Raw genomic sequence first — 17,875 nt, 5'->3', positions numbered from 1 at the left:
CGCAACGGATGAGCCTACCCTTTTGGGATCCTTGGTACAGGCAGGCCGGGGGTTCCCTCTTTACACCGGGCTGACGCCGCAAGCGCAGCCCATGCTTTTGGGAACCCTGATACAGGCAGGTCAGGGATTCCCGCTTTTACACCGCAATGCGCCCCGCCCCTATTCAAATCTGGGGCGCTTGGGCAAAGGGTGCAGTGGCTGACTCTGTCGCCCTCCGTCATAGTTGCGGATTTCATTCTCCAGCCTGTCCAGCATTCTCCCGGGACTCGTTTCCGTATAAAGAATGGCGTCGAGCCTGGCCCGCTCGTTGACTTCGGCGCTGTCATACATTTCCAGAAACCACCACACGCGCCGCTGCAGAAGCGGGCGCTCCACGTGAAACTCGGGCGTTCGACTCAGTCGACGAAGAATTCCGGTCACTGCCAGTGGCATTGCGGCGTTATGCCTGTCCCACAGCGCTTGTTTTTCCGCTATCTGTTCCTGTGGCACATTGCGCAGCCAGAGATCGGCAGTTACATCGCTGCTTTCCTGCCCAAGCCAGATATCGGTGCCTGTCTCTACACGTGCTCGTATCAACCGCCGTAAAGAGGCTGGGTCCATTATCGGATTGCCGATGAGATTGAAGCCCGCTCTGAGCTCCACGGATTCGGGGATCGACCTGATGTGATTGTCCGCAAGATTCAGTTCTCTTGCGGGAATCCTGTCGGTAATGCCCTCGGGAAATCTTTGCAATCGTGTATTGGAAAGATCCAGCTCCTGCAGTGCGGTCATGTGTTCGAGTGAGGGGCTGATCGAAAGCGGATTGCCCCCCAGTCTCAACACTTCCAGCTTCGACGCCACGTCGATGGCATCAAGTCCGGAAGGCAGCAGGTGTATTCCGGTGCGGCTCAGATCCAACACCCGCAGTTCAGTCATGCCTCTGATGTCAGCTGCCACTTGCAAAAAGGTGACTTGCTCCTGATGCCGCATCTGCATGTCCAGGCTGTTCACCGGGGCCTCGAATGTGTTGCAAAGCCATAGCTCGTTTAGCCTGGCAAGGCCTCGTACTGAAAAGTCAGACGTTAGTTCACAGTCCTGCAGGTGCAGCCTTTGCAAACGCGGGAATCTTTTCAATTGCTCGGCAAAGCGCGAATCCAGCCTGAATTTCGAATAAGCCCGTTCGATCACGTTCCATCCTTGAAACCGCCCTTCCACTTCGATTGCCTGACTGGTAATGGTCAGACTTTCAAGATTGGGAAACTGTGCGCAAAACACGTCCGGGTCCAGCCGGCCACGGCCTCTTAAAGTCAGAGAAACCACTGAGCTGAATTTCAAGGAAAGCGGTTTTTGAACTGGCCATATCGTCAGATCGATTTCCAGCTTGAAGCCCACATGCCGCCCATCACGGTAGACCCGCTGTTCGGGCTGGCCTTGCCATCGGTACAACTGGCGAAACGTCGCCCACATATTCCGCGCCTCATGCAACTCCTTGTCCGATGAAATGCGACCTCGACTGATCGGCAGGTCAAAACGCGTCGAGTCCAATTGCGCCAGCCCGAGCTCGATATGCTTGAGCTCAAGCTCTGCCACGTCCTTGTCATCGAACCGGGCGATGAAGGCATCCGCGTCCTCGTCGGTCGTGTCGGGCAGGTACTTGCGGATCTGCTCCCGGGTGGTGGGTTCCACGACTTCACGCGCATACCAAAGTCCGCTGTGCACATCGCGCAGCATCACCGGGCCGGATGGGAGCAACTCGCTTGGCCGCCGGGCTCGATACAGACCCGTCGCAGGATCCACTGCGACAGGCACCAGGTCGCCGTTGACCAGGTCTGCGTAGGTTCGCCGACTGATCACCCGCAAACCCTCACTGTTGACCTGTGGAAGTATCGCTCGGGCGTTGGTGACGTAATTGTCCAGCGAAGGCTGGGTGGCGGGAGGGCGAATACCTTCCGCGAGTGCGCGCACCACAACGGCCGCGGCAGGGGGTATGGCATCCAGGGTCGCGTCACTGGATGATCCGGCGCGCGGCAGCAAATGATGCGGAGCAAAATTCACATCGACGCCTGTGCGACCCGGGTGGCCGTGGAGCGAAATGTCGGCGTCCGCAGCCCGCAGCGGGCTGCCCGGAACGTCCACGTGGGTACCGCCACCGCGAGGGGGTTTGACTGGCATATCTTCATCCTTGAAAAAGACGCCCCATGCAGTCAAGCAAGGGGACGACGGGTTTCGGCATCCTGCCGTTTGAAGGGGCAAACGATAGCGTGGACGAGCATCGGACGGAGATGGGAAAGGGAGACGGCCGCAGTGGGAAACGACCTCAAACAGTGTCGGAGCGCGCCCAGTGATGAGGACTTGCCCCTAGGGCTCGCTCAAGCGAATCTCCAGTCGCCAGCGATCATCGACCTCGCTGCCGACCCAGTCGCCCTGCAACGGGCGCGCTGCCAGCACCGTCAGCAACAATCCGCCATCACTCTTGCGCGTGCGCCAGTTGACGTCCTTGCCGTTGAGCCTGAGCTGGCCTTTCTGCGGTCGACCTTCGGCCTGAAACAGCAGCGCGACGGTGCCATCGATAATCTCGCCGTGCAGTTTCGGCTCGTTGTTGAACCACGCCACCAGGCCGCCATCGGTGACCTCGACACGCTCCAGCACGCTTGGATCGGGCGTGGTCAGACGGCCGATCATCAAGCCGACAATCGCCAGCGAGGCGATGACTCGCGGGAATAGTTTCGAACGGTTGTCCACAGGCGGCGTAGAATGCCGCTCATCTTTACCTTCGGAGCCGTGCATGTTTCACGTCATCCTTTTTCAACCAGAAATTCCGCCGAACACCGGCAACGTTATCAGGCTGTGCGCCAACAGCGGCTGCCACCTGCATTTGATCGAACCACTGGGTTTCGAGATGGACGACAAGCGCCTGCGCCGTGCCGGTCTCGACTACCACGAATATGCCACGTTGCAGCGTCACGCTGACCTGGCCAGTTGTCTGGAAAGTCTGGGCAACCCGCGCGTGTTCGCCTTCACCACCAAGGGCTCGCGGCCGTTCCATGATGCCGCGTTCGTGCCCGGCGATGCGTTTCTGTTCGGCCCGGAAAGCCGTGGCCTGCCGGCGGACGTGCTCGACGCCCTGCCTGGCGAACAGCGCCTGCGCCTGCCGATGCGCGAAGGCTGCCGCAGCCTGAACCTGTCCAACACCGTGGCGGTCGCCGTGTACGAAGCGTGGCGGCAGAACGACTTCAAGTAACGCCGCAAAACAAATGTGGGAGCGAGCCTGCTCGCGATTACGGGGTGTCAGTCAACATTGATGTGTCTGACAGACCGCTTTCGCGAGCAGGCTCGCTCCCACATGGGGTATTGCTGAACCGTCTTACTGAACGGTCGGAGTCTCGCCGCTTTCCTGCATGCGCTGCAGCTCTTGCGCGTACAGGGCATCGAAGTTCACCGGGGCCAGCATCAGCGCCGGGAACGAGCCACGGGTAACCAGGCTGTCCAGGGTTTCGCGGGCATACGGGAACAGAATGTTCGGGCAGAACGCACCGAGGGTGTGGCTCATCGAAGCCGCGTCCAGATTCTTGATCAGGAAGATACCGGCCTGTTGCACTTCAGCAATGAAGGCCACTTCTTCACCGTTTTTCACGGTAACGGACAGGGTCAGCACCACTTCGTAGAAGTCGCCTTCCAGCGCTTTCTGGCGGGTGTTCAGATCCAGACCGACCGCCGGATCCCACTGCTGGCGGAAGATCGCCGGGCTTTTCGGGGCTTCGAAGGACAGGTCGCGTACGTAGATGCGCTGCAAGGAAAATTGCGGTGCGGTTTCTTCTTCGCTGGCTGCAGTGTTCTGTTGGTCAGTCATCTCAGATCCTTATCGATCTTGGGTCTTTTAGGGAGTGCTGTACGTGGGTGCAGCCGTTCAGCCCTTGAGCAGCGCGTCGAGTTTGCCGGCGCGCTCCAGGGCGTATAAATCATCGCAACCGCCGATGTGTTTTGCGCCGATCCAGATCTGCGGCACGGACGTGCGCCCGGCCTTTTTGGTCATTTCGGCACGCAGCTGCGGCTTGCCATCGACCTTGATCTCTTCGAAGGCCACGCCTTTGCTGGCGAGCAGATGCTTGGCGCGCGAGCAGTAAGGGCAGTAATCGCTGGAATAGACGATGACTTCGCTCATGTCATTTCACCAGCGGCAGGTTGTCGCCTTTCCAGCTGGAAATCCCGCCGGACAGCTTGGCGGCGGTGAAGCCGGACTTCATCAGCTCGCGGGCGTGGGTGCCGGCGGTCTGACCGAGGGCGTCGACCAGAATGATGGTCTTGGCCTTGTGCTTTTCCAGCTCGCCGACGCGGGCGGCCAGTTTGTCTTGCGGGATGTTCACCGCGCCGACGATGTGGCCTGCGGCATAATCCTTGGCCGGACGGATGTCCACCACCACGCCCGCGTCTTTATTGACCAGTGCGGTCAGTTCGCCGGTGCTCAGGCTCTTGCCGCCGCCCTGCATCGTGTGCGCCAGCAACAGAGCCAGAAGTACGACGAAGATACCGACAAGAATGTAGTGGTTAGTGGCAAATTCAATCAGGTGAGCAACCATCGAAGGAGGTTCCAAGGCGTTAAAATGTCGGCCAGTATACACAGCCACTATGGTCGGCCAAACCCCGTCCGGCGGTGACGCGGTCGGAACTTCGCTTTAAACTCCAACTCCGTTTTCCATCGCCCTCTTCTTTATCAGCCACGAGTGGATTCCATGACGACTACGCCCAAACCTTTGGTCCTGATGATTCTCGACGGCTTCGGTCACAGCGACAGCCCCGAATCCAATGCCGTGTTCGCGGCGAAGAAACCTGTGCTGGATCGTCTGTGGGCCACCGTGCCGAACGGCTTGATCTCGGGCAGCGGCATGGACGTCGGTCTGCCGGACGGCCAGATGGGCAACTCCGAAGTCGGCCACATGAACCTCGGCGCCGGGCGCGTGGTGTATCAGGACTTCACCCGCGTGACCAAAGCGATCCGCGACGGCGAATTCTTCGACAATCCGACCATCTGCGCCGCCGTGGATAAAGCCGTGGCCGCTGGCAAAGCCGTGCATTTCATGGGCCTGTTGTCCGATGGCGGCGTGCACAGCCACCAGGATCACCTGATCGCCATGGCCGAACTGGCCTTCAAGCGCGGCGCCGAAAAAATCTATCTGCACGCCTTCCTCGATGGCCGCGACACGCCGCCGAAAAGCGCCGCTTCGTCGATCGAACTGCTCGACGCGACTTTCCAGGCCTTGGGCAAAGGCCGGATCGCCAGCATCATCGGCCGCTATTTCGCCATGGACCGCGACAACCGTTGGGATCGCGTCGCCCAGGCCTACAACCTGATCGTCGACGGCAACGGCGAATTCAACGCCTCCACCGCTCAGGAAGGTCTCGAAGCCGCCTACGCCCGTGGTGAAAGCGACGAATTCGTCAAAGCCACTTCCATCGGTGAGCCGGTCAAAGTCGAAGACGGCGATGCCGTGGTGTTCATGAACTTCCGTGCCGACCGCGCCCGCGAGCTGACCCGGGTGTTCGTCGAAGACGATTTCAAGGAATTCGCGCGCGCCCGCCAGCCAAAACTGGCCGGTTTCGTCATGCTTACCCAGTACGCCGCAAGTATTCCGGCACCGTCGGCCTTCGCCGCCGGCAGCCTGGAAAACGTTCTCGGCGATTACCTGGCAAAAAACGGCAAGACCCAGCTGCGCATCGCTGAAACCGAGAAGTACGCTCACGTGACCTTCTTCTTCTCCGGCGGTCGTGAAGAACCGTTCCCGGGCGAAGAGCGCATCCTGATCCCGTCGCCGAAAGTCGCTACTTATGACTTGCAGCCGGAAATGAGCGCCCCGGAAGTCACCGACCGCATCGTCGACGCTATTGAAAACCAGCGCTACGACGTGATCGTGGTCAACTACGCCAACGGCGACATGGTCGGCCACAGCGGTGTGTTCGATGCGGCGGTCAAAGCGGTCGAGTGCCTGGACACCTGCGTCGGTCGCATCGTCGAGGCGCTGGATAAAGTCGGCGGCGAAGCGCTGATCACCGCCGATCACGGCAACGTCGAAAAAATGGCCGATGAAGAAACCCACCAGGCGCACACCGCGCACACCACCGAGCCGGTGCCGTTCATTTATGTCGGCAAGCGTGACCTGAAAGTGCGCGAAGGTGGCGTGCTGGCGGACGTGGCACCGACCATGCTGATGCTGCTGGGTCTGGAAAAACCGGCGGAGATGACCGGTACCTCGATCCTGGTGTAACGCGAATCCAGAAAACGGCGAAACCTGTTGGAAATGACTTTGTGGCGAGGGGATTTAGCGAACCGTCGCACCGCCCCGCTGGGTGACGCAGCCGCCCTGAAATCGAACACCGCGGTATCTCTGGTACACCGCGTGTGCTGGTTTTACGACTGCTGCGCAGCCGAACGGGGATAAATCCCCTCGCCACAGGTCACTCCTGCATTGGTGTGCAGTGTTTTTCTGTCCAGTTATCACACAGCCCCAATTGGGCGTTTTTTTTGCAGCCTCGGGCGGGCATACTAGGCCGTCCCTTACCCTGGTGCCGCCCGCCCCTATGCTTCGCGTCCTGATCGCCCTTGCTCTGACCTGTCTGCTCCAGCCGGCCTTCGCCGACGAGCGCGCGCAAACCCAACAGCAGTTGGAGGCCACGCGTCAGGATATAGCCGAGCTGAAAAAACTCTTGGGCAAGCTGCAGGAAGAAAAGTCCGGCGTGCAGAAAGAGCTCAAGGGCACTGAAACCGAGATGGGCAAGCTGCAGAAGCAGGTCGACGCGCTGCAGAAAGAACTGCAGAAAAGCGAATCCGAGCTACAGCGGCTCGATGCAGAGAAAAAAAAACTCCAGAGCGCGCGCACTGAACAGCAGCGACTGATCGCCATTCAGGCCCGAGCGGCGTACCAGAACGGCCGCCAGGAATACCTCAAGCTGCTGCTCAATCAGCAGAATCCCGAGAAATTCGCCCGCACCCTCACCTATTACGACTACCTGAGCCAGGCACGCCTGGAGCAGTTGAAGAACTTCAACGAAACCCTGCGCCAACTGGCCAATGTCGAAAAAGACATCGGTCTGCAGCAAGCGCAGTTGCTGGTGCAGAAAAGCGACCTCGACACGCAGCGCGAAGCACTCGAGAAAGTCCGCAAGGAACGCCAGCAGGTTCTCGCCAGACTCAATGACGACGTCAAGGCCCGCGACCAGAAACTCGCCGCCCGCGAGCAGGATCAGGCAGACCTGTCTAAAGTCCTTAAAACCATTGAAGAAACCCTGGCCCGTCAGGCTCGTGAGGCAGAAGAAGCGCGGCAGAAAGCGCTGATCGCCCAGCAGGAAGCGGAAAAAAAGCGTTTGCGTGAGGCGCAGGCTGAAAACAGCGACGCCCCACGAAAACCCGTCAGATCAAGCCCCGGCGCGCTGGTATCGAGCAGCGGCGAAACGTTTGGCGGGCCATTTGCTGCAACCCGGGGAAAACTTCCGTGGCCGGTTGATGGTCGATTACTCGCACGCTTCGGTGAAAGCCGTGGCGACGACGCCCGCACCAAGTGGGATGGCGTGATGATCAGCGCCTCCGCCGGCAGCCAGGTGCACGCCGTACACGGCGGGCGCGTGGTGTTCGCCGATTGGCTGCGCGGTGCCGGTTTGCTGGTGATTCTTGATCACGGCAACGGTTTTCTGAGTCTTTACGGCCACAACCAGACGCTGCTCAAGTCGGCGGGTGATGTGGTCAAGGCGGGCGAGTCGATTTCCACTGTCGGTAACAGTGGCGGTCAGGACACGCCAGCGCTGTATTTCGCAATTCGTCAGCAGGGTCACCCGAGTGATCCGGCGCAATGGTGTCGTGCGCAAGGATAAGCGCACCACCTAATTCAGGAGTTCGTTCGACATGCTGCATTTGTCCCGCCTTACCTCGCTGGCCCTGACGATCGCCCTGGTGATCGGCGCGCCTCTGGCGTTCGCCGCGCAACCGGCCCCGACCGTCGCTCCGGCAGGCACTGCCGCGACCGCCAAGGCGCCGTTGCCACTGGAAGAGCTGCGCACCTTCGCCGAGGTCATGGACCGGATCAAAGCCGCGTATGTCGAGCCTGTAGACGACAAGACCCTGCTGGAAAACGCGATCAAGGGCATGCTCAGCAACCTCGATCCGCATTCGGCCTACCTTGGCCCGGAAGATTTCACCGAACTGCAGGAAAGCACCAGTGGTGAGTTCGGCGGTCTGGGCATCGAAGTCGGCGCCGAAGACGGCTTCATCAAGGTCGTCTCGCCGATTGATGACACGCCAGCGTCGAAGGCCGGCATTCAGGCTGGCGACTTCATCGTCAAGATCAACGGCCAGCCGACCCGTGGCCAGACCATGACCGAAGCCGTCGACAAGATGCGCGGCAAGATCGGCCAGAAAATCACCCTGACCCTGGTTCGCGATGGCGGCACACCGTTCGACGTGACCCTGGCCCGTGCAGTAATTCAGGTCAAGAGCGTCAAGGCGCAGCTGCTGGAATCGGGCTACGGCTACATCCGCATCACCCAGTTCCAGGTCAAGACCGGCGAAGAAGTCTCCAAGGCTCTGGCCAAACTGCGCAAGGACAACGGCAAGAAGCTCAACGGCATCATTCTCGACCTGCGCAACAACCCGGGTGGCGTGCTGCAATCGGCGGTGGAAGTGGTCGACCACTTCATCACCAAAGGCCTGATCGTCTACACCAAGGGCCGCATTGCCAACTCCGAATTGCGCTTCTCCGCCACCGGCAAGGACGAAAGCGAAGCGGTGCCGATGGTCGTGCTGATCAACGGCGGCAGTGCCTCGGCTTCGGAAATCGTCGCCGGCGCCCTGCAGGACCAGAAACGTGCCGTGGTCATGGGCACCACCAGTTTCGGCAAGGGCTCGGTGCAGACCGTGCTGCCGCTGAACAACGACCGCGCGCTGAAGATCACCACCGCGCTGTATTTCACGCCGAACGGCCGCTCGATCCAGGCTCAGGGCATCGTGCCGGACATCGAAGTGCGCCGCGCGAAGATCACCAACGAAGCCGACAGCGAATACTTCAAGGAAGCCGATCTGCAAGGTCACTTGGGCAACGGCAACGGCGGCGCCGACAAACCGAGCGGTTCCGGCGGCAAGGCCAAAGCGATGCCGCAGGATGACGATTACCAACTGGCCCAGGCCCTGAGCCTGCTCAAAGGCCTGAGCATCACGTCCGGCCGCTGAGGATGTTGCTGCGTTCCCTCTGCGTTCTGTTGTGCTGTCTGGCGGGTTTTGCCCAAGCAGAGCCCGCCAGCTCCTCGCCGCACAAGGCCTACCTGACACTGATCATCGATGACCTGGGGCAGAACCTGCCCCGGGATCGTCGCGTGCTCGCCCTGCCCGGCCCGGTCACGGCGGCGATCATGCCCGATACCCCCCACGCCACCGAATTTGCCCGCGAAGCCCATCGCGCCGGCAAGATCGTCGTCCTGCACATGCCCATGGACCCGGCCACCGGGCCGTACGCCTGGCACCCCGAACTGCCCATCGAAGAGCTGCAGAAACGCCTGAATGCCGCGTTTGAAAAAGTCCCGTTCACCGCCGGCATCAACAATCACATGGGCAGCCGCATGACCGCGCAGCCTGCGGCGATGGCGTGGTTGATGGGCGAATTGCAGCGTCGGCACAAGTTCTTCGTCGACAGCCGCACCAGCGCTCAGACGGTCGCTGCGCAGCAGGCGCAGAAAATCGATCTGGCCAGCGTTTCCAGAGACGTGTTTCTCGATGATGAGCGCACCGAAGCGGCCATTGCCACCCAGTTGCAGACCGCGATCGCCCTGGCGCACAAACAGGGTTCAGCGGTGATGATCGGCCATCCGTATCCGCAGACCCTGGCGGTGCTGGAGCGCGAATTACCCAAGCTCAAAGCGCAGGGCATCGACTGGATCGATATCCGGCAGATGATCAGCGTGCGCAGCAACCGCGCCATGGCCGGGCATGGCAAGGATGGCGTTTACCGGTAACACCCGGTCACGTTGCAATACATAGTTACCACCGAACGCCCCTCCCCCTTCCGGATAGTGAGACCTGCAACAGGTCGCGGCTCCTTTGAGTCGCTTGCAACTATCAGGAGTGCCCATGACAAATAACGCCCCGATTATCCCGCCCGTTGGGCGGACTGAACCGATCCGCATCGATAACCTGCTGATCAACTTCACAACAGAATTTCTGCGCATCTGGGACACCAACGGTTTGTCGGCCAGACCCGCGTCGTTCTGGCGCCCGACCCCGGCTCCCGACGCGCTGCCCGGTTATTTCCCCTTGGGCGACTTCGTCACCAGAGGCGTTGGCAACATCAACGGCGAACGCGTGGTCGCGGTTGTTTGCGAGGCAGACATTGCCAGCACTGAACCCGGCAAAGGCAGGGCACTGCAACGTCCCGATGATTACGAGCTGGTCTGGAAGGACTCCGGATCAGGCTCGAAAAGAGATCTGTCGATCTGGCGACCGCTAGCTCCCGCAGGCTACGTAGCGCTGGGGTCGGTGTGCTCGAACGATCATGAAAAACCGTCGCTCAACGCGGTGCGCTGCGTTCGCGAAGACCTGGTGATCGCGTCGAATACCACCGATCTGATCTGGGACGACAAGGGCAGCAAGGCCCGACAGCGCGTCAGCACCTGGAGCGCCGTTCCTCCAGCCGCTTTGCCGGGCGAGGTCTACTTGGCATCGGGCAGTTTTTTCAGCCTGAGTGACTATACCCGACCGGCCAGTTTCCCGGTCTACTGCTTGCGCTTGCAGATAGGCCTGCAGATGTCTACACGCCCATCGCCACCGGTGCTGTGCGGCGAGACGCCAACACCTGTAGAGCCAACGGACGATGCGACTTACACCGCCAGCCTCCCCTGGTTCACGGTCAACGATCCGCGTTACACCGCCGCTGAGCAATGGCGTCACTCGCCCTTCTATCTGCTTGAACGCAAGGATCGCTACATCCTCGTCGGTCACGCACGTAATAGTGGCAACGACAGCCAGATATTCAGGTGGAATGCGCAGCGCGCCCAGCGTACTGGCGGCTTGCGTACTTTCACTCAAACCACTTGCATCGAATTCGGCGCCCAATGGCAAACCCGACAGCCCGGCGCGCTGATGTTTTCCGCACGGCTGGGCCACGATTTCACCCAATGCGAACTGCATTCGAACGAATGGCTCAATACAGCGACCATCGAAGTGGTTGCGGTGGTGGACAAAAACCGCTCCGTGGCGGCTTATCTGGCGCAGAGCGAATACAGCCTGGTGCGCGCAGACGGTACGTCAGTGACGGAAGGTTTCAGCTACACCGATGGCAATAGCCTGCACATCAGCCAGTACGCACCCACCGAGCCTGCAACCATCGTCGCGTCGGAGCCAGAGGCGGTCGAAGATCAGACTGTGCTTGCGCCTGCGACCGAGGGCGAAATCAGCGCCTCCCTGCCAGAGCCAGAGGAGTCAGCCGTTACAGATAGCGCGCCATGATTTCATCGACCACGCCTTCCTTGCGCAGTTGATCCAGTGCGGTCTGAAGCTTGTTGACCACCTCATCGGAGACGTCCTTGTTCAGCGCCAGGTACAACTCGGCGCTGTTGAAGCGCAGCACGGTCTTCAGACCGGTCACGCCATCCTGCCGTGCCAGATAACGGCCGGCAGGATCACCCGTGGCCCACAGATCGATCTGGCCATTGAGCAGTTTTTTTGCGTTGTCCTGATCGCGCAGCACTACTACCGGTTTGAGGCCTTGCTTGGTGAGCGTCTCGGCAATCGCATCGCCCTTGTAGGCGCCGATCTTGTATTTGCGCGCGTCGTTGAGGTTTTCGAGGGTGATCTTGCTGTCAGACTTGGCCAGCAAAATCCAGTCGTCCGGGCCGATTGGGCCGACCCATTTGAACAGTCTTTCGCGATCAGGCAGGCGCGCCATGACGAAGGCCCCGTAGCCGGGATTCTCCAGGGCGAGCTTGTAGACACGCTCCCAGGGGAAACGCAGGGTCAGGCTGTAAGTGAGGCCGGCGCGCTGGAACATCTCGCGAACGATGTCCGTGGCAATGCCGTTGATGTTGTCGCCCTGGGCGAAATTCTTGCCGTTCTTCGCCATGTTGTACGGCGGGAAATTTTCGGTGAGCAGCACCAGATCGGTGTCGGGACTGGTTTCGGCCCGGGCATTGCTGATGAACAACAACGAGGCGCTGGCGAGAACAACAAGCAGGCGTTTGATCATGTCGGGCTACCGGAATCCATGGCGTGCCCAAGAGTGCCTTGGGCGCGCCATGCTGTCCACTGGCCTGTACGCTTTAGCGCATGACGATGCCGCGATGCGACATGTAGGCCTTGGCTTCCTGCACGGTGTATTCGCCGAAGTGGAAAATACTCGCCGCCAGCACCGCACTGGCATGGCCTTCGAGAATGCCATCGGCCAGATGCTGCAAATTGCCGACACCACCGGAAGCGATCACCGGAATGCCCAACGCATCGCTGATGGCGCGGGTCACGCCGAGGTCGAAACCGTTTTTCATGCCGTCCTGATCCATGCTGGTCAGCAGGATTTCACCGGCACCGAGGCCTTCCATTTTCTTCGCCCACTCGACTGCGTCGAGACCGGTCGGCTTGCGCCCGCCGTGGGTGAAGATTTCCCAGCGCGGGGTTTCGCCGGGACCGGAGACTTTCTTGGCGTCGATGGCGACGACGATGCACTGCGAGCCGAAATGCTGCGCGGCCTCGCCGACGAACTCGGGGTTGAACACGGCAGCGGTGTTGATCGACACCTTGTCCGCGCCGGCATTGAGCAGGTTGCGGATGTCCTGCACGGTACGCACGCCACCGCCGACGGTCAGCGGAATGAACACCTGGCTGGCCATGCGCTCGACGGTATGCAGCGTGGTGTCACGGCCATCGACGCTGGCGGTGATGTCGAGAAAGGTAATCTCGTCGGCGCCCTGCTCGTCGTAGCGACGGGCGATTTCCACCGGGTCACCGGCGTCGCGGATGTTCTCGAACTTCACACCTTTGACGACCCGGCCGTTGTCCACGTCCAGGCAAGGGATGATGCGTTTGGCTAACGCCATGGGCTTAATCTCCGATTAAGAGTTGCAAGCTTCAAGCTACTAGCTGCAGGAAAGAGCCGATCGCGGTCGAGTTTCTAACTTGCAGCTTGCAGCTTACAACTTGGAGCTGGCCGCGTAGCCATCACAAAAAGCTTGAGCCTCTGCAACATCCAAAGTGCCCTCATAGATCGCGCGGCCCGTGATCGCGCCGATGATGCCCGGTGCCTTGGCGTCGAGCAGCGACTTGATGTCACCCAGATTGTGGATGCCGCCGGAAGCGATCACCGGAATCCTGGTGGCAGCGGCCAGCGCAGCGGTGAACGGTACGTTGCAGCCCTGCATCATGCCGTCTTTGGCGATATCGGTATAAACGATCGAGGACACGCCGTCGGCTTCGAACTGCTTGGCCAGGTCAATGACCTGCACGGTGCTGATCTCAGCCCAGCCGTCGGTGGCGACGAAACCGTCTTTCGCATCCAGACCGACAATGATCTTGCCCGGAAACGCACGGCAGGCTTCAGCAACGAACGCCGGATCCTTAACGGCTTTGGTGCCGATGATCACGTAGCTCACGCCCGCCTTGACGTAATGCTCAATGGTTTCCAGCGAACGGATGCCGCCACCGATCTGGATCGGCAGGGTCGGGTAGCGCTTGGCGATCGCGGTGACCACTTCGCCGTTGACCGGCTGGCCTTCGAACGCGCCGTTGAGGTCGACCAGATGCAGACGACGGCAACCGCCCTCCACCCACTTGGCAGCCATGCTCACCGGGTCATCGGAGAACACCGTGGAATCTTCCATGCGGCCCTGGCGCAGACGTACGCAGGCACCGTCTTTGAGATCGATAGCGGGAATAATCAGCATGCTTTTTCCTTCGTCAAAAGAGCGGCAAGCTGCAAGCCATAAGCTGCAAGCGCGCACGCGCGTCTATCTCTTGCAGCTTGCAGCTTGACGCTTGCCGCTGCTCTTAATTTTTTTCGAGCGCCCACAGGTCGCTTTCGATGCTTTCAAACCGTTCCTTGAGGTGGGTCTGCACATCGAAAATCGCCCTGTTGTAATAGTGCGGAGCAATCTCGCGGGTAAACAGCTCAAGAATTTCCGCCGCCTCGAACGAACCCAGATCCAATTCGAAACGGTCTTCCATGAACCGCTGAATCTTGCGATTGGCCTCGCTCTCCTGCTCGGGAGTGAGGGTCAGGATCGGCGGTCTGGACTTCTTGACAGCCATTTACCAGCGACCGTCCCACGCAGCGAAGTTCTGCAGCAGTTGCAGGCCGTGGGTATGGCTTTTCTCCGGGTGGAACTGCACGGCGAAACGCGAACCGTCGGCCAGCGCTGCGGCGAAATCGACACCGTAATGACCGCTGCCTACCACCTGACGCGCATTGGCGGCGGCGATGTAGTAGCTGTGCACGAAGTAGAAACGCGCCAGATCCGGGATGTCATGCCACAGCGGGTGACTGATGTTCTGCTTCACCTCGTTCCAGCCCATGTGCGGGACCTTCAGGTGCTCGCCGTCTTCGTGCAGATCCTTGCCGAAGAATTTCACCGCGCCCGGAAACAGGCCGATGCAGTCGACGCCGGCGTTCTCTTCGCTGGTATCGAGCAGGGCTTGCATGCCGACGCAGATGCCGAGGAACGGCCGATCCTGGCTGACCTCACGGACCAGCGAGTCGAAGCCGAGGCGACGGATCTCCGCCATGCAATCGCGAATCGCGCCAACGCCCGGGAATACCACACGGTCGGCTTCGCGAATCACGTTCGCGTCGCTGGTAATCAGCACCTTGCCGGCGCCGACGTGCTCAAGAGCCTTGGCCACCGAGTGCAGATTGCCCATGCCGTAGTCGATAACTGCAACCGTCTGCATTACAGAACGCCTTTGGTCGACGGCATTTGCCCGGCCATGCGCTCGTCCAGCTCGACGGCCATGCGCAGCGCGCGGCCGAAAGCCTTGAACACGGTTTCGATCTGGTGGTGGGTGTTGGTGCCGCGCAGGTTGTCGATGTGCACGCTGACCAGCGCGTGGTTGACGAAGCCCTGGAAAAACTCCTGGAACAGGTCAACGTCGAAACCGCCGACGGTGGCGCGGGTGTACGGCACGTGCATCTGCAGGCCCGGGCGACCGGAGAAATCGATCACCACGCGCGACAGCGCTTCATCGAGCGGCACGTAGGCATGGCCGTAGCGACGGATGCCTTTCTTGTCGCCGATGGCTTTGGCGAACGCCTGGCCGAGGGTGATACCGACGTCTTCCACCGTATGGTGGTCGTCGATATGCAGATCGCCCTTGCATTCGATATCCAGGTCGATCAACCCGTGACGGGCGATCTGATCCAGCATGTGCTCAAGAAAAGGTACACCGATATCGAATCGGGCCTTTCCGGTGCCATCAAGGTTGATCGAGGCTTTGATCTGGGTTTCCAGAGTGTCGCGCTCGACAGACGCCTTACGTTCGGCCATCACCAGCTCCGCAAAATCATTGGGCGAAAAAGGCAGCCATTATAGGCACGCAGGAGGCAAACAGAAACACGAGAGGTGAGATGCCTGACGGATAGAACGCCCGGCTGTCGCGGGTAGACATGTCCATACAAGCCATTACAGGCATGCCAGAAACAAATGTGGGAGCGAGCCTGCTCGCGAATGCGGCAGGCCAGCCAACATTGCTGTCGACCGGTGCTCCGTCTTCGCGAGCAGGCTCGCTCCCACAGGTTCGGCGTTTATTCAGCTAACACCTTAGTGAAACAGTACCGCCGTCTTCTGCAGGGTCACCCACACGCCCCACGCCAACGGAATACCCACCACCAGCCAGGCAGCGATCGCCAGAGGCTTGGTGCCCGGCGCAGCTTTCCACTCCAGAACGGTGCTGGCATCGGCACCCTTGTCGTGGCCCAGCGCCTGTTCGGCGGCCAGTTCAGCGTCGGTCATGAAGTACTTGTCGGCCACCGGGCGCACCATCAGGTTGCACAGGAAGCCCAGCACCAGCAGGCCGGCAAGGATATACAGAGTGATGTCGTAAGCAGCAGCGCGTTCAACGCCGATGCTCAACTGATATTCACGCAGGTAGTTCACCAGCACCGGACCGAGCACCCCGGCAGCAGCCCAGGCAGTCAGCAGACGACCGTGGATCGCACCGACCATCTGTGTACCGAACAGGTCGGCCAGATACGCCGGAACGGTGGCAAAACCACCGCCGTACATCGACAGGATGATGCAGAACGCCGCCACGAACAGCGCAACGTTGCCCAGATGGCCCATGTTCGGAATCAGCGCGTACAGGGCAAAACCCAGCGCGAAGAACACGAAGTATGTGTTCTTGCGCCCCAGGTAGTCGGAGAACGAGGCCCAGAAGAAGCGGCCACCGATGTTGAACAGGCTCAGCAGACCAGTGAAGCCCGCTGCGATCGCCGCGATCGAGGCCAGTTGGCCAGCGTCGAGTTGACCGAACGGCACATCGACGCCCAGCAGTTTGCCGCCGAACACTTCCTGCAACAGTGGCGAAGCCATGCCGAGGATACCGATACCCGCCGACACGTTCAGGCACAGCACCAGCCAGACCAGACGGAATTGCGGGGTTTTCCACGCTACGTTCACGTGGACGTGACGGTTGGTGATCATGGCGTTGGAAGCTTTCTTCGCCGGAGCGGTCCAGCCTTCAGGTTTCCAGCCGGTTGGCGGCACGCGGTAGGACAATGCGCCACCGATCATGAACACGAAGTAAATGGCCGCCATGGCCACGAAGCTCTGCCATACGCCCACGCCTTCTGGCGATGCGAAGTGGCTCATCAGTGCAGTCGCCAATGGTGCGCCGACCATCGCGCCGCCACCGAAGCCCATGATCGCCATGCCGGTCGCCATGCCGCGCTTGTCCGGGAACCACTTGATCAGGGTCGACACCGGCGAGATATAGCCCAGGCCCAGACCGATACCGCCGATCACGCCGGAGCCGATCCACATCAGCCAGATCTGGTGGGTATAGATACCCAGCGCGGAAATCAGCAGACCGCCGCACCAGCACAAGGCCGAGACCACGCCCGCTTTACGAGGCCCGGCGTGTTCCAGCCAGCCACCCCAGATCGCTGCCGAGCAGCCGAGGAAGATGAAGAACAGCGTGTAGATCCAGCCGAGCATGGAGATCGGCCAGTCGCAGTTCGACGAAAATACCTGTGCGATGAAGCTCATGTCCGGCGCGCAAGCCACCGGTGCGGTAACGCCGAGTGCCTTGGACAGCGGCAACCAGAACACCGAGAAGCCGTAGGCCATGCCGATGCACAGGTGAATGGCCAAAGCGGCCGGTGGAACCAGCCAGCGGTTGAAACCGGGCTTGGCGATGATGCGTTCCTTGGACAGGAACGCAGGCTGGTCGGCCTTGAGGCCGTCCGCCGTGATGCTCGTGCTCATTGTGTATCCCCCAATTGTTAGTATGGTTCGCCAGCCACTGCTCACCCTCGGCCTTATGCACGCAGGCATGACCGTTTTTTTAGGTGAAGCTCCTTGAAGGCGCGACGTTAAGTCGCAGACGGGCGGACGAACTGGCGAAGGTTACCATTCTCAGGTGACAGAAAAACCAAACTGATATCACCTTTTTTCAAGTCATCTGTTCTCGTACGACTCGGGAAGCCGCCAACCCCGCGTCTGCAAAGGCACCACGCCGCTTGCTACTTGTCCCATTTATGCGTGCGAAAAGTTACCCGTCGTCTGGGCGTGACTGAACGACGGGTGAACCAAGCGCAAAAAATGGCGTCGCAAGCGGGGGCCGGATTGCGCCCTCTGGCGCCCGCCGGGCATCCTCAAGCGCAGGCCCTGTGGCGAAGTTGCAGGTGCCGCCGCCGACCCTCGGCAGATGACGCCACACCGAACC

The 17,875-nt window shown here is 60.4% G+C and carries 18 protein-coding genes and 1 pseudogene; 7 read left to right on the top strand and 12 right to left on the bottom strand.

Translation table 11 applies throughout. The features are described from left to right. Positions 1–159: 159 nt before the first annotated feature. Together BXA01_RS17735 and BXA01_RS17730 are read right to left on the bottom strand one after the other, a co-directional pair. Positions 160–2,151 carry a leucine-rich repeat domain-containing protein gene (locus BXA01_RS17735; protein ID WP_231990985.1) on the bottom strand — a complete coding sequence of 664 codons (1,992 nt, stop codon included), beginning with the start codon at positions 2,149–2,151 and terminating at the stop codon, positions 160–162. A 186-nt stretch (positions 2,152–2,337) separates the two neighbouring features. Continuing rightward, positions 2,338–2,766 carry a hypothetical protein gene (locus BXA01_RS17730; protein WP_076565161.1) on the bottom strand — a complete coding sequence of 143 codons (429 nt, stop codon included), beginning with the start codon at positions 2,764–2,766 and terminating at the stop codon, positions 2,338–2,340. On the opposite strand from BXA01_RS17730, the gene BXA01_RS17725 reads away from it, so the two are divergent. Beyond that, positions 2,765–3,220 carry a tRNA (cytidine(34)-2'-O)-methyltransferase gene (locus BXA01_RS17725; protein ID WP_076565159.1) on the top strand — a complete coding sequence of 152 codons (456 nt, stop codon included), beginning with the start codon at positions 2,765–2,767 and terminating at the stop codon, positions 3,218–3,220. The genes BXA01_RS17730 and BXA01_RS17725 overlap by 2 nt on opposite strands. A gap of 123 nt (positions 3,221–3,343) precedes the next feature. Here BXA01_RS17725 and secB read toward each other — a convergent pair whose 3' ends face one another. Genes secB through BXA01_RS17710 form a run of 3 tightly spaced genes read right to left on the bottom strand, consistent with a single transcriptional unit; the run spans position 3,344 to position 4,556 of the window. Then, on the bottom strand, positions 3,344–3,829 hold the full coding sequence (gene secB / locus BXA01_RS17720) for a protein-export chaperone SecB (RefSeq protein ID WP_016772114.1): 486 nt from the start codon (positions 3,827–3,829) through the stop codon (positions 3,344–3,346). Positions 3,830–3,886: 57 nt separating this feature from the next. Next, a complete protein-coding gene (gene grxC / locus BXA01_RS17715; RefSeq protein ID WP_016772115.1) occupies positions 3,887–4,141 on the bottom strand; it encodes a glutaredoxin 3 in 255 nt (84 codons plus the stop codon). Position 4,142: 1 nt separating this feature from the next. Continuing rightward, the gene (locus tag BXA01_RS17710; protein ID WP_016772116.1) at positions 4,143–4,556 is read right to left on the bottom strand and encodes a rhodanese-like domain-containing protein; all 414 of its coding nucleotides are present in this window, start codon (positions 4,554–4,556) and stop codon (positions 4,143–4,145) included. A 153-nt stretch (positions 4,557–4,709) separates the two neighbouring features. Here BXA01_RS17710 and gpmI point away from each other — a divergent pair, with 153 nt between their 5' ends. From gpmI to BXA01_RS17685, 5 genes are all read left to right on the top strand, one after another. Then, entirely contained in the window at positions 4,710–6,239 is a 1,530-nt protein-coding gene (gene gpmI, locus BXA01_RS17705; RefSeq protein WP_076565157.1) for a 2,3-bisphosphoglycerate-independent phosphoglycerate mutase, read from the top strand. A 313-nt stretch (positions 6,240–6,552) separates the two neighbouring features. Continuing rightward, positions 6,553–7,839, top strand: coding sequence for a murein hydrolase activator EnvC family protein (locus BXA01_RS17700; protein ID WP_076565155.1), 1,287 nt, complete (start codon positions 6,553–6,555; stop codon positions 7,837–7,839). 31 nt (positions 7,840–7,870) lie between these two features. Next, a complete protein-coding gene (locus BXA01_RS17695; protein ID WP_039756590.1) occupies positions 7,871–9,190 on the top strand; it encodes a S41 family peptidase in 1,320 nt (439 codons plus the stop codon). A 2-nt stretch (positions 9,191–9,192) separates the two neighbouring features. Then, a complete protein-coding gene (locus BXA01_RS17690) occupies positions 9,193–9,969 on the top strand; it encodes a divergent polysaccharide deacetylase family protein (RefSeq protein WP_076565153.1) in 777 nt (258 codons plus the stop codon). Between the two features lie 115 nt (positions 9,970–10,084). After that, positions 10,085–11,458 carry a Vps62-related protein gene (locus BXA01_RS17685; RefSeq protein WP_076565151.1) on the top strand — a complete coding sequence of 458 codons (1,374 nt, stop codon included), beginning with the start codon at positions 10,085–10,087 and terminating at the stop codon, positions 11,456–11,458. Here BXA01_RS17685 and BXA01_RS17680 read toward each other — a convergent pair. The 7 genes from BXA01_RS17680 to BXA01_RS17650 form a co-directional block, all read right to left on the bottom strand. Continuing rightward, a complete protein-coding gene (locus BXA01_RS17680; protein ID WP_076565149.1) occupies positions 11,439–12,194 on the bottom strand; it encodes a substrate-binding periplasmic protein in 756 nt (251 codons plus the stop codon). The genes BXA01_RS17685 and BXA01_RS17680 overlap by 20 nt on opposite strands. 73 nt (positions 12,195–12,267) lie before the next feature. Then, entirely contained in the window at positions 12,268–13,038 is a 771-nt protein-coding gene (gene hisF, locus BXA01_RS17675) for an imidazole glycerol phosphate synthase subunit HisF (RefSeq protein WP_016772122.1), read from the bottom strand. A 93-nt stretch (positions 13,039–13,131) separates the two neighbouring features. After that, positions 13,132–13,881 carry a 1-(5-phosphoribosyl)-5-[(5-phosphoribosylamino)methylideneamino]imidazole-4-carboxamide isomerase gene (gene hisA / locus BXA01_RS17670; protein WP_076565146.1) on the bottom strand — a complete coding sequence of 250 codons (750 nt, stop codon included), beginning with the start codon at positions 13,879–13,881 and terminating at the stop codon, positions 13,132–13,134. 103 nt (positions 13,882–13,984) lie between these two features. Next, a complete protein-coding gene (locus BXA01_RS17665; RefSeq protein ID WP_056787227.1) occupies positions 13,985–14,245 on the bottom strand; it encodes a DUF2164 domain-containing protein in 261 nt (86 codons plus the stop codon). Beyond that, entirely contained in the window at positions 14,246–14,884 is a 639-nt protein-coding gene (hisH, locus tag BXA01_RS17660; RefSeq protein WP_016772124.1) for an imidazole glycerol phosphate synthase subunit HisH, read from the bottom strand. It abuts the gene before it with no gap. Next, positions 14,884–15,477: an imidazoleglycerol-phosphate dehydratase HisB gene (gene hisB / locus BXA01_RS17655; RefSeq protein ID WP_016772125.1), complete on the bottom strand. Its 594-nt coding sequence runs from the start codon at positions 15,475–15,477 to the stop codon at positions 14,884–14,886. The genes hisH and hisB overlap by 1 nt, the downstream gene beginning before the upstream one ends. Positions 15,478–15,750: 273 nt before the next feature. After that, the gene (locus BXA01_RS17650; protein ID WP_016772126.1) at positions 15,751–17,415 is read right to left on the bottom strand and encodes an OFA family MFS transporter; all 1,665 of its coding nucleotides are present in this window, start codon (positions 17,413–17,415) and stop codon (positions 15,751–15,753) included. 228 nt (positions 17,416–17,643) lie between these two features. Between BXA01_RS17650 and BXA01_RS17645 the strand changes: the two are divergent. Continuing rightward, positions 17,644–17,861: pseudogene (locus BXA01_RS17645) on the top strand (acetyl-CoA sensor PanZ family protein); the annotation flags it as partial. Positions 17,862–17,875: the final 14 nt, after the last annotated feature.

The organism is Pseudomonas sp. B10, assembly GCF_900156235.1.
GTDB lineage: Bacteria > Pseudomonadota > Gammaproteobacteria > Pseudomonadales > Pseudomonadaceae > Aquipseudomonas > Aquipseudomonas siliginis.
The sequence above is the reverse complement of the archived record's forward strand: the minus strand, read 5'-3'. Positions and strand labels throughout refer to the sequence as shown.

What these genes read in the sequence shown, in the direction of transcription:
- BXA01_RS17735 (WP_231990985.1), bottom strand. Translation starts at nt 2,151, where the DNA reads ATGCCAGTCAAACCCCCTCGCGGTGGCGGTACCCACGTGGACGTTCCG.
- BXA01_RS17725 (WP_076565159.1), top strand. Translation starts at nt 2,765, where the DNA reads ATGTTTCACGTCATCCTTTTTCAACCAGAAATTCCGCCGAACACCGGC.
- BXA01_RS17730 (WP_076565161.1), bottom strand. Translation starts at nt 2,766, where the DNA reads ATGCACGGCTCCGAAGGTAAAGATGAGCGGCATTCTACGCCGCCTGTG.
- secB (WP_016772114.1), bottom strand. Translation starts at nt 3,829, where the DNA reads ATGACTGACCAACAGAACACTGCAGCCAGCGAAGAAGAAACCGCACCG.
- grxC (WP_016772115.1), bottom strand. Translation starts at nt 4,141, where the DNA reads ATGAGCGAAGTCATCGTCTATTCCAGCGATTACTGCCCTTACTGCTCG.
- BXA01_RS17710 (WP_016772116.1), bottom strand. Translation starts at nt 4,556, where the DNA reads ATGGTTGCTCACCTGATTGAATTTGCCACTAACCACTACATTCTTGTC.
- gpmI (WP_076565157.1), top strand. Translation starts at nt 4,710, where the DNA reads ATGACGACTACGCCCAAACCTTTGGTCCTGATGATTCTCGACGGCTTC.
- BXA01_RS17700 (WP_076565155.1), top strand. Translation starts at nt 6,553, where the DNA reads ATGCTTCGCGTCCTGATCGCCCTTGCTCTGACCTGTCTGCTCCAGCCG.
- BXA01_RS17695 (WP_039756590.1), top strand. Translation starts at nt 7,871, where the DNA reads ATGCTGCATTTGTCCCGCCTTACCTCGCTGGCCCTGACGATCGCCCTG.
- BXA01_RS17690 (WP_076565153.1), top strand. Translation starts at nt 9,193, where the DNA reads ATGTTGCTGCGTTCCCTCTGCGTTCTGTTGTGCTGTCTGGCGGGTTTT.
- BXA01_RS17685 (WP_076565151.1), top strand. Translation starts at nt 10,085, where the DNA reads ATGACAAATAACGCCCCGATTATCCCGCCCGTTGGGCGGACTGAACCG.
- BXA01_RS17680 (WP_076565149.1), bottom strand. Translation starts at nt 12,194, where the DNA reads ATGATCAAACGCCTGCTTGTTGTTCTCGCCAGCGCCTCGTTGTTGTTC.
- hisF (WP_016772122.1), bottom strand. Translation starts at nt 13,038, where the DNA reads ATGGCGTTAGCCAAACGCATCATCCCTTGCCTGGACGTGGACAACGGC.
- hisA (WP_076565146.1), bottom strand. Translation starts at nt 13,881, where the DNA reads ATGCTGATTATTCCCGCTATCGATCTCAAAGACGGTGCCTGCGTACGT.
- BXA01_RS17665 (WP_056787227.1), bottom strand. Translation starts at nt 14,245, where the DNA reads ATGGCTGTCAAGAAGTCCAGACCGCCGATCCTGACCCTCACTCCCGAG.
- hisH (WP_016772124.1), bottom strand. Translation starts at nt 14,884, where the DNA reads ATGCAGACGGTTGCAGTTATCGACTACGGCATGGGCAATCTGCACTCG.
- hisB (WP_016772125.1), bottom strand. Translation starts at nt 15,477, where the DNA reads ATGGCCGAACGTAAGGCGTCTGTCGAGCGCGACACTCTGGAAACCCAG.
- BXA01_RS17650 (WP_016772126.1), bottom strand. Translation starts at nt 17,415, where the DNA reads ATGAGCACGAGCATCACGGCGGACGGCCTCAAGGCCGACCAGCCTGCG.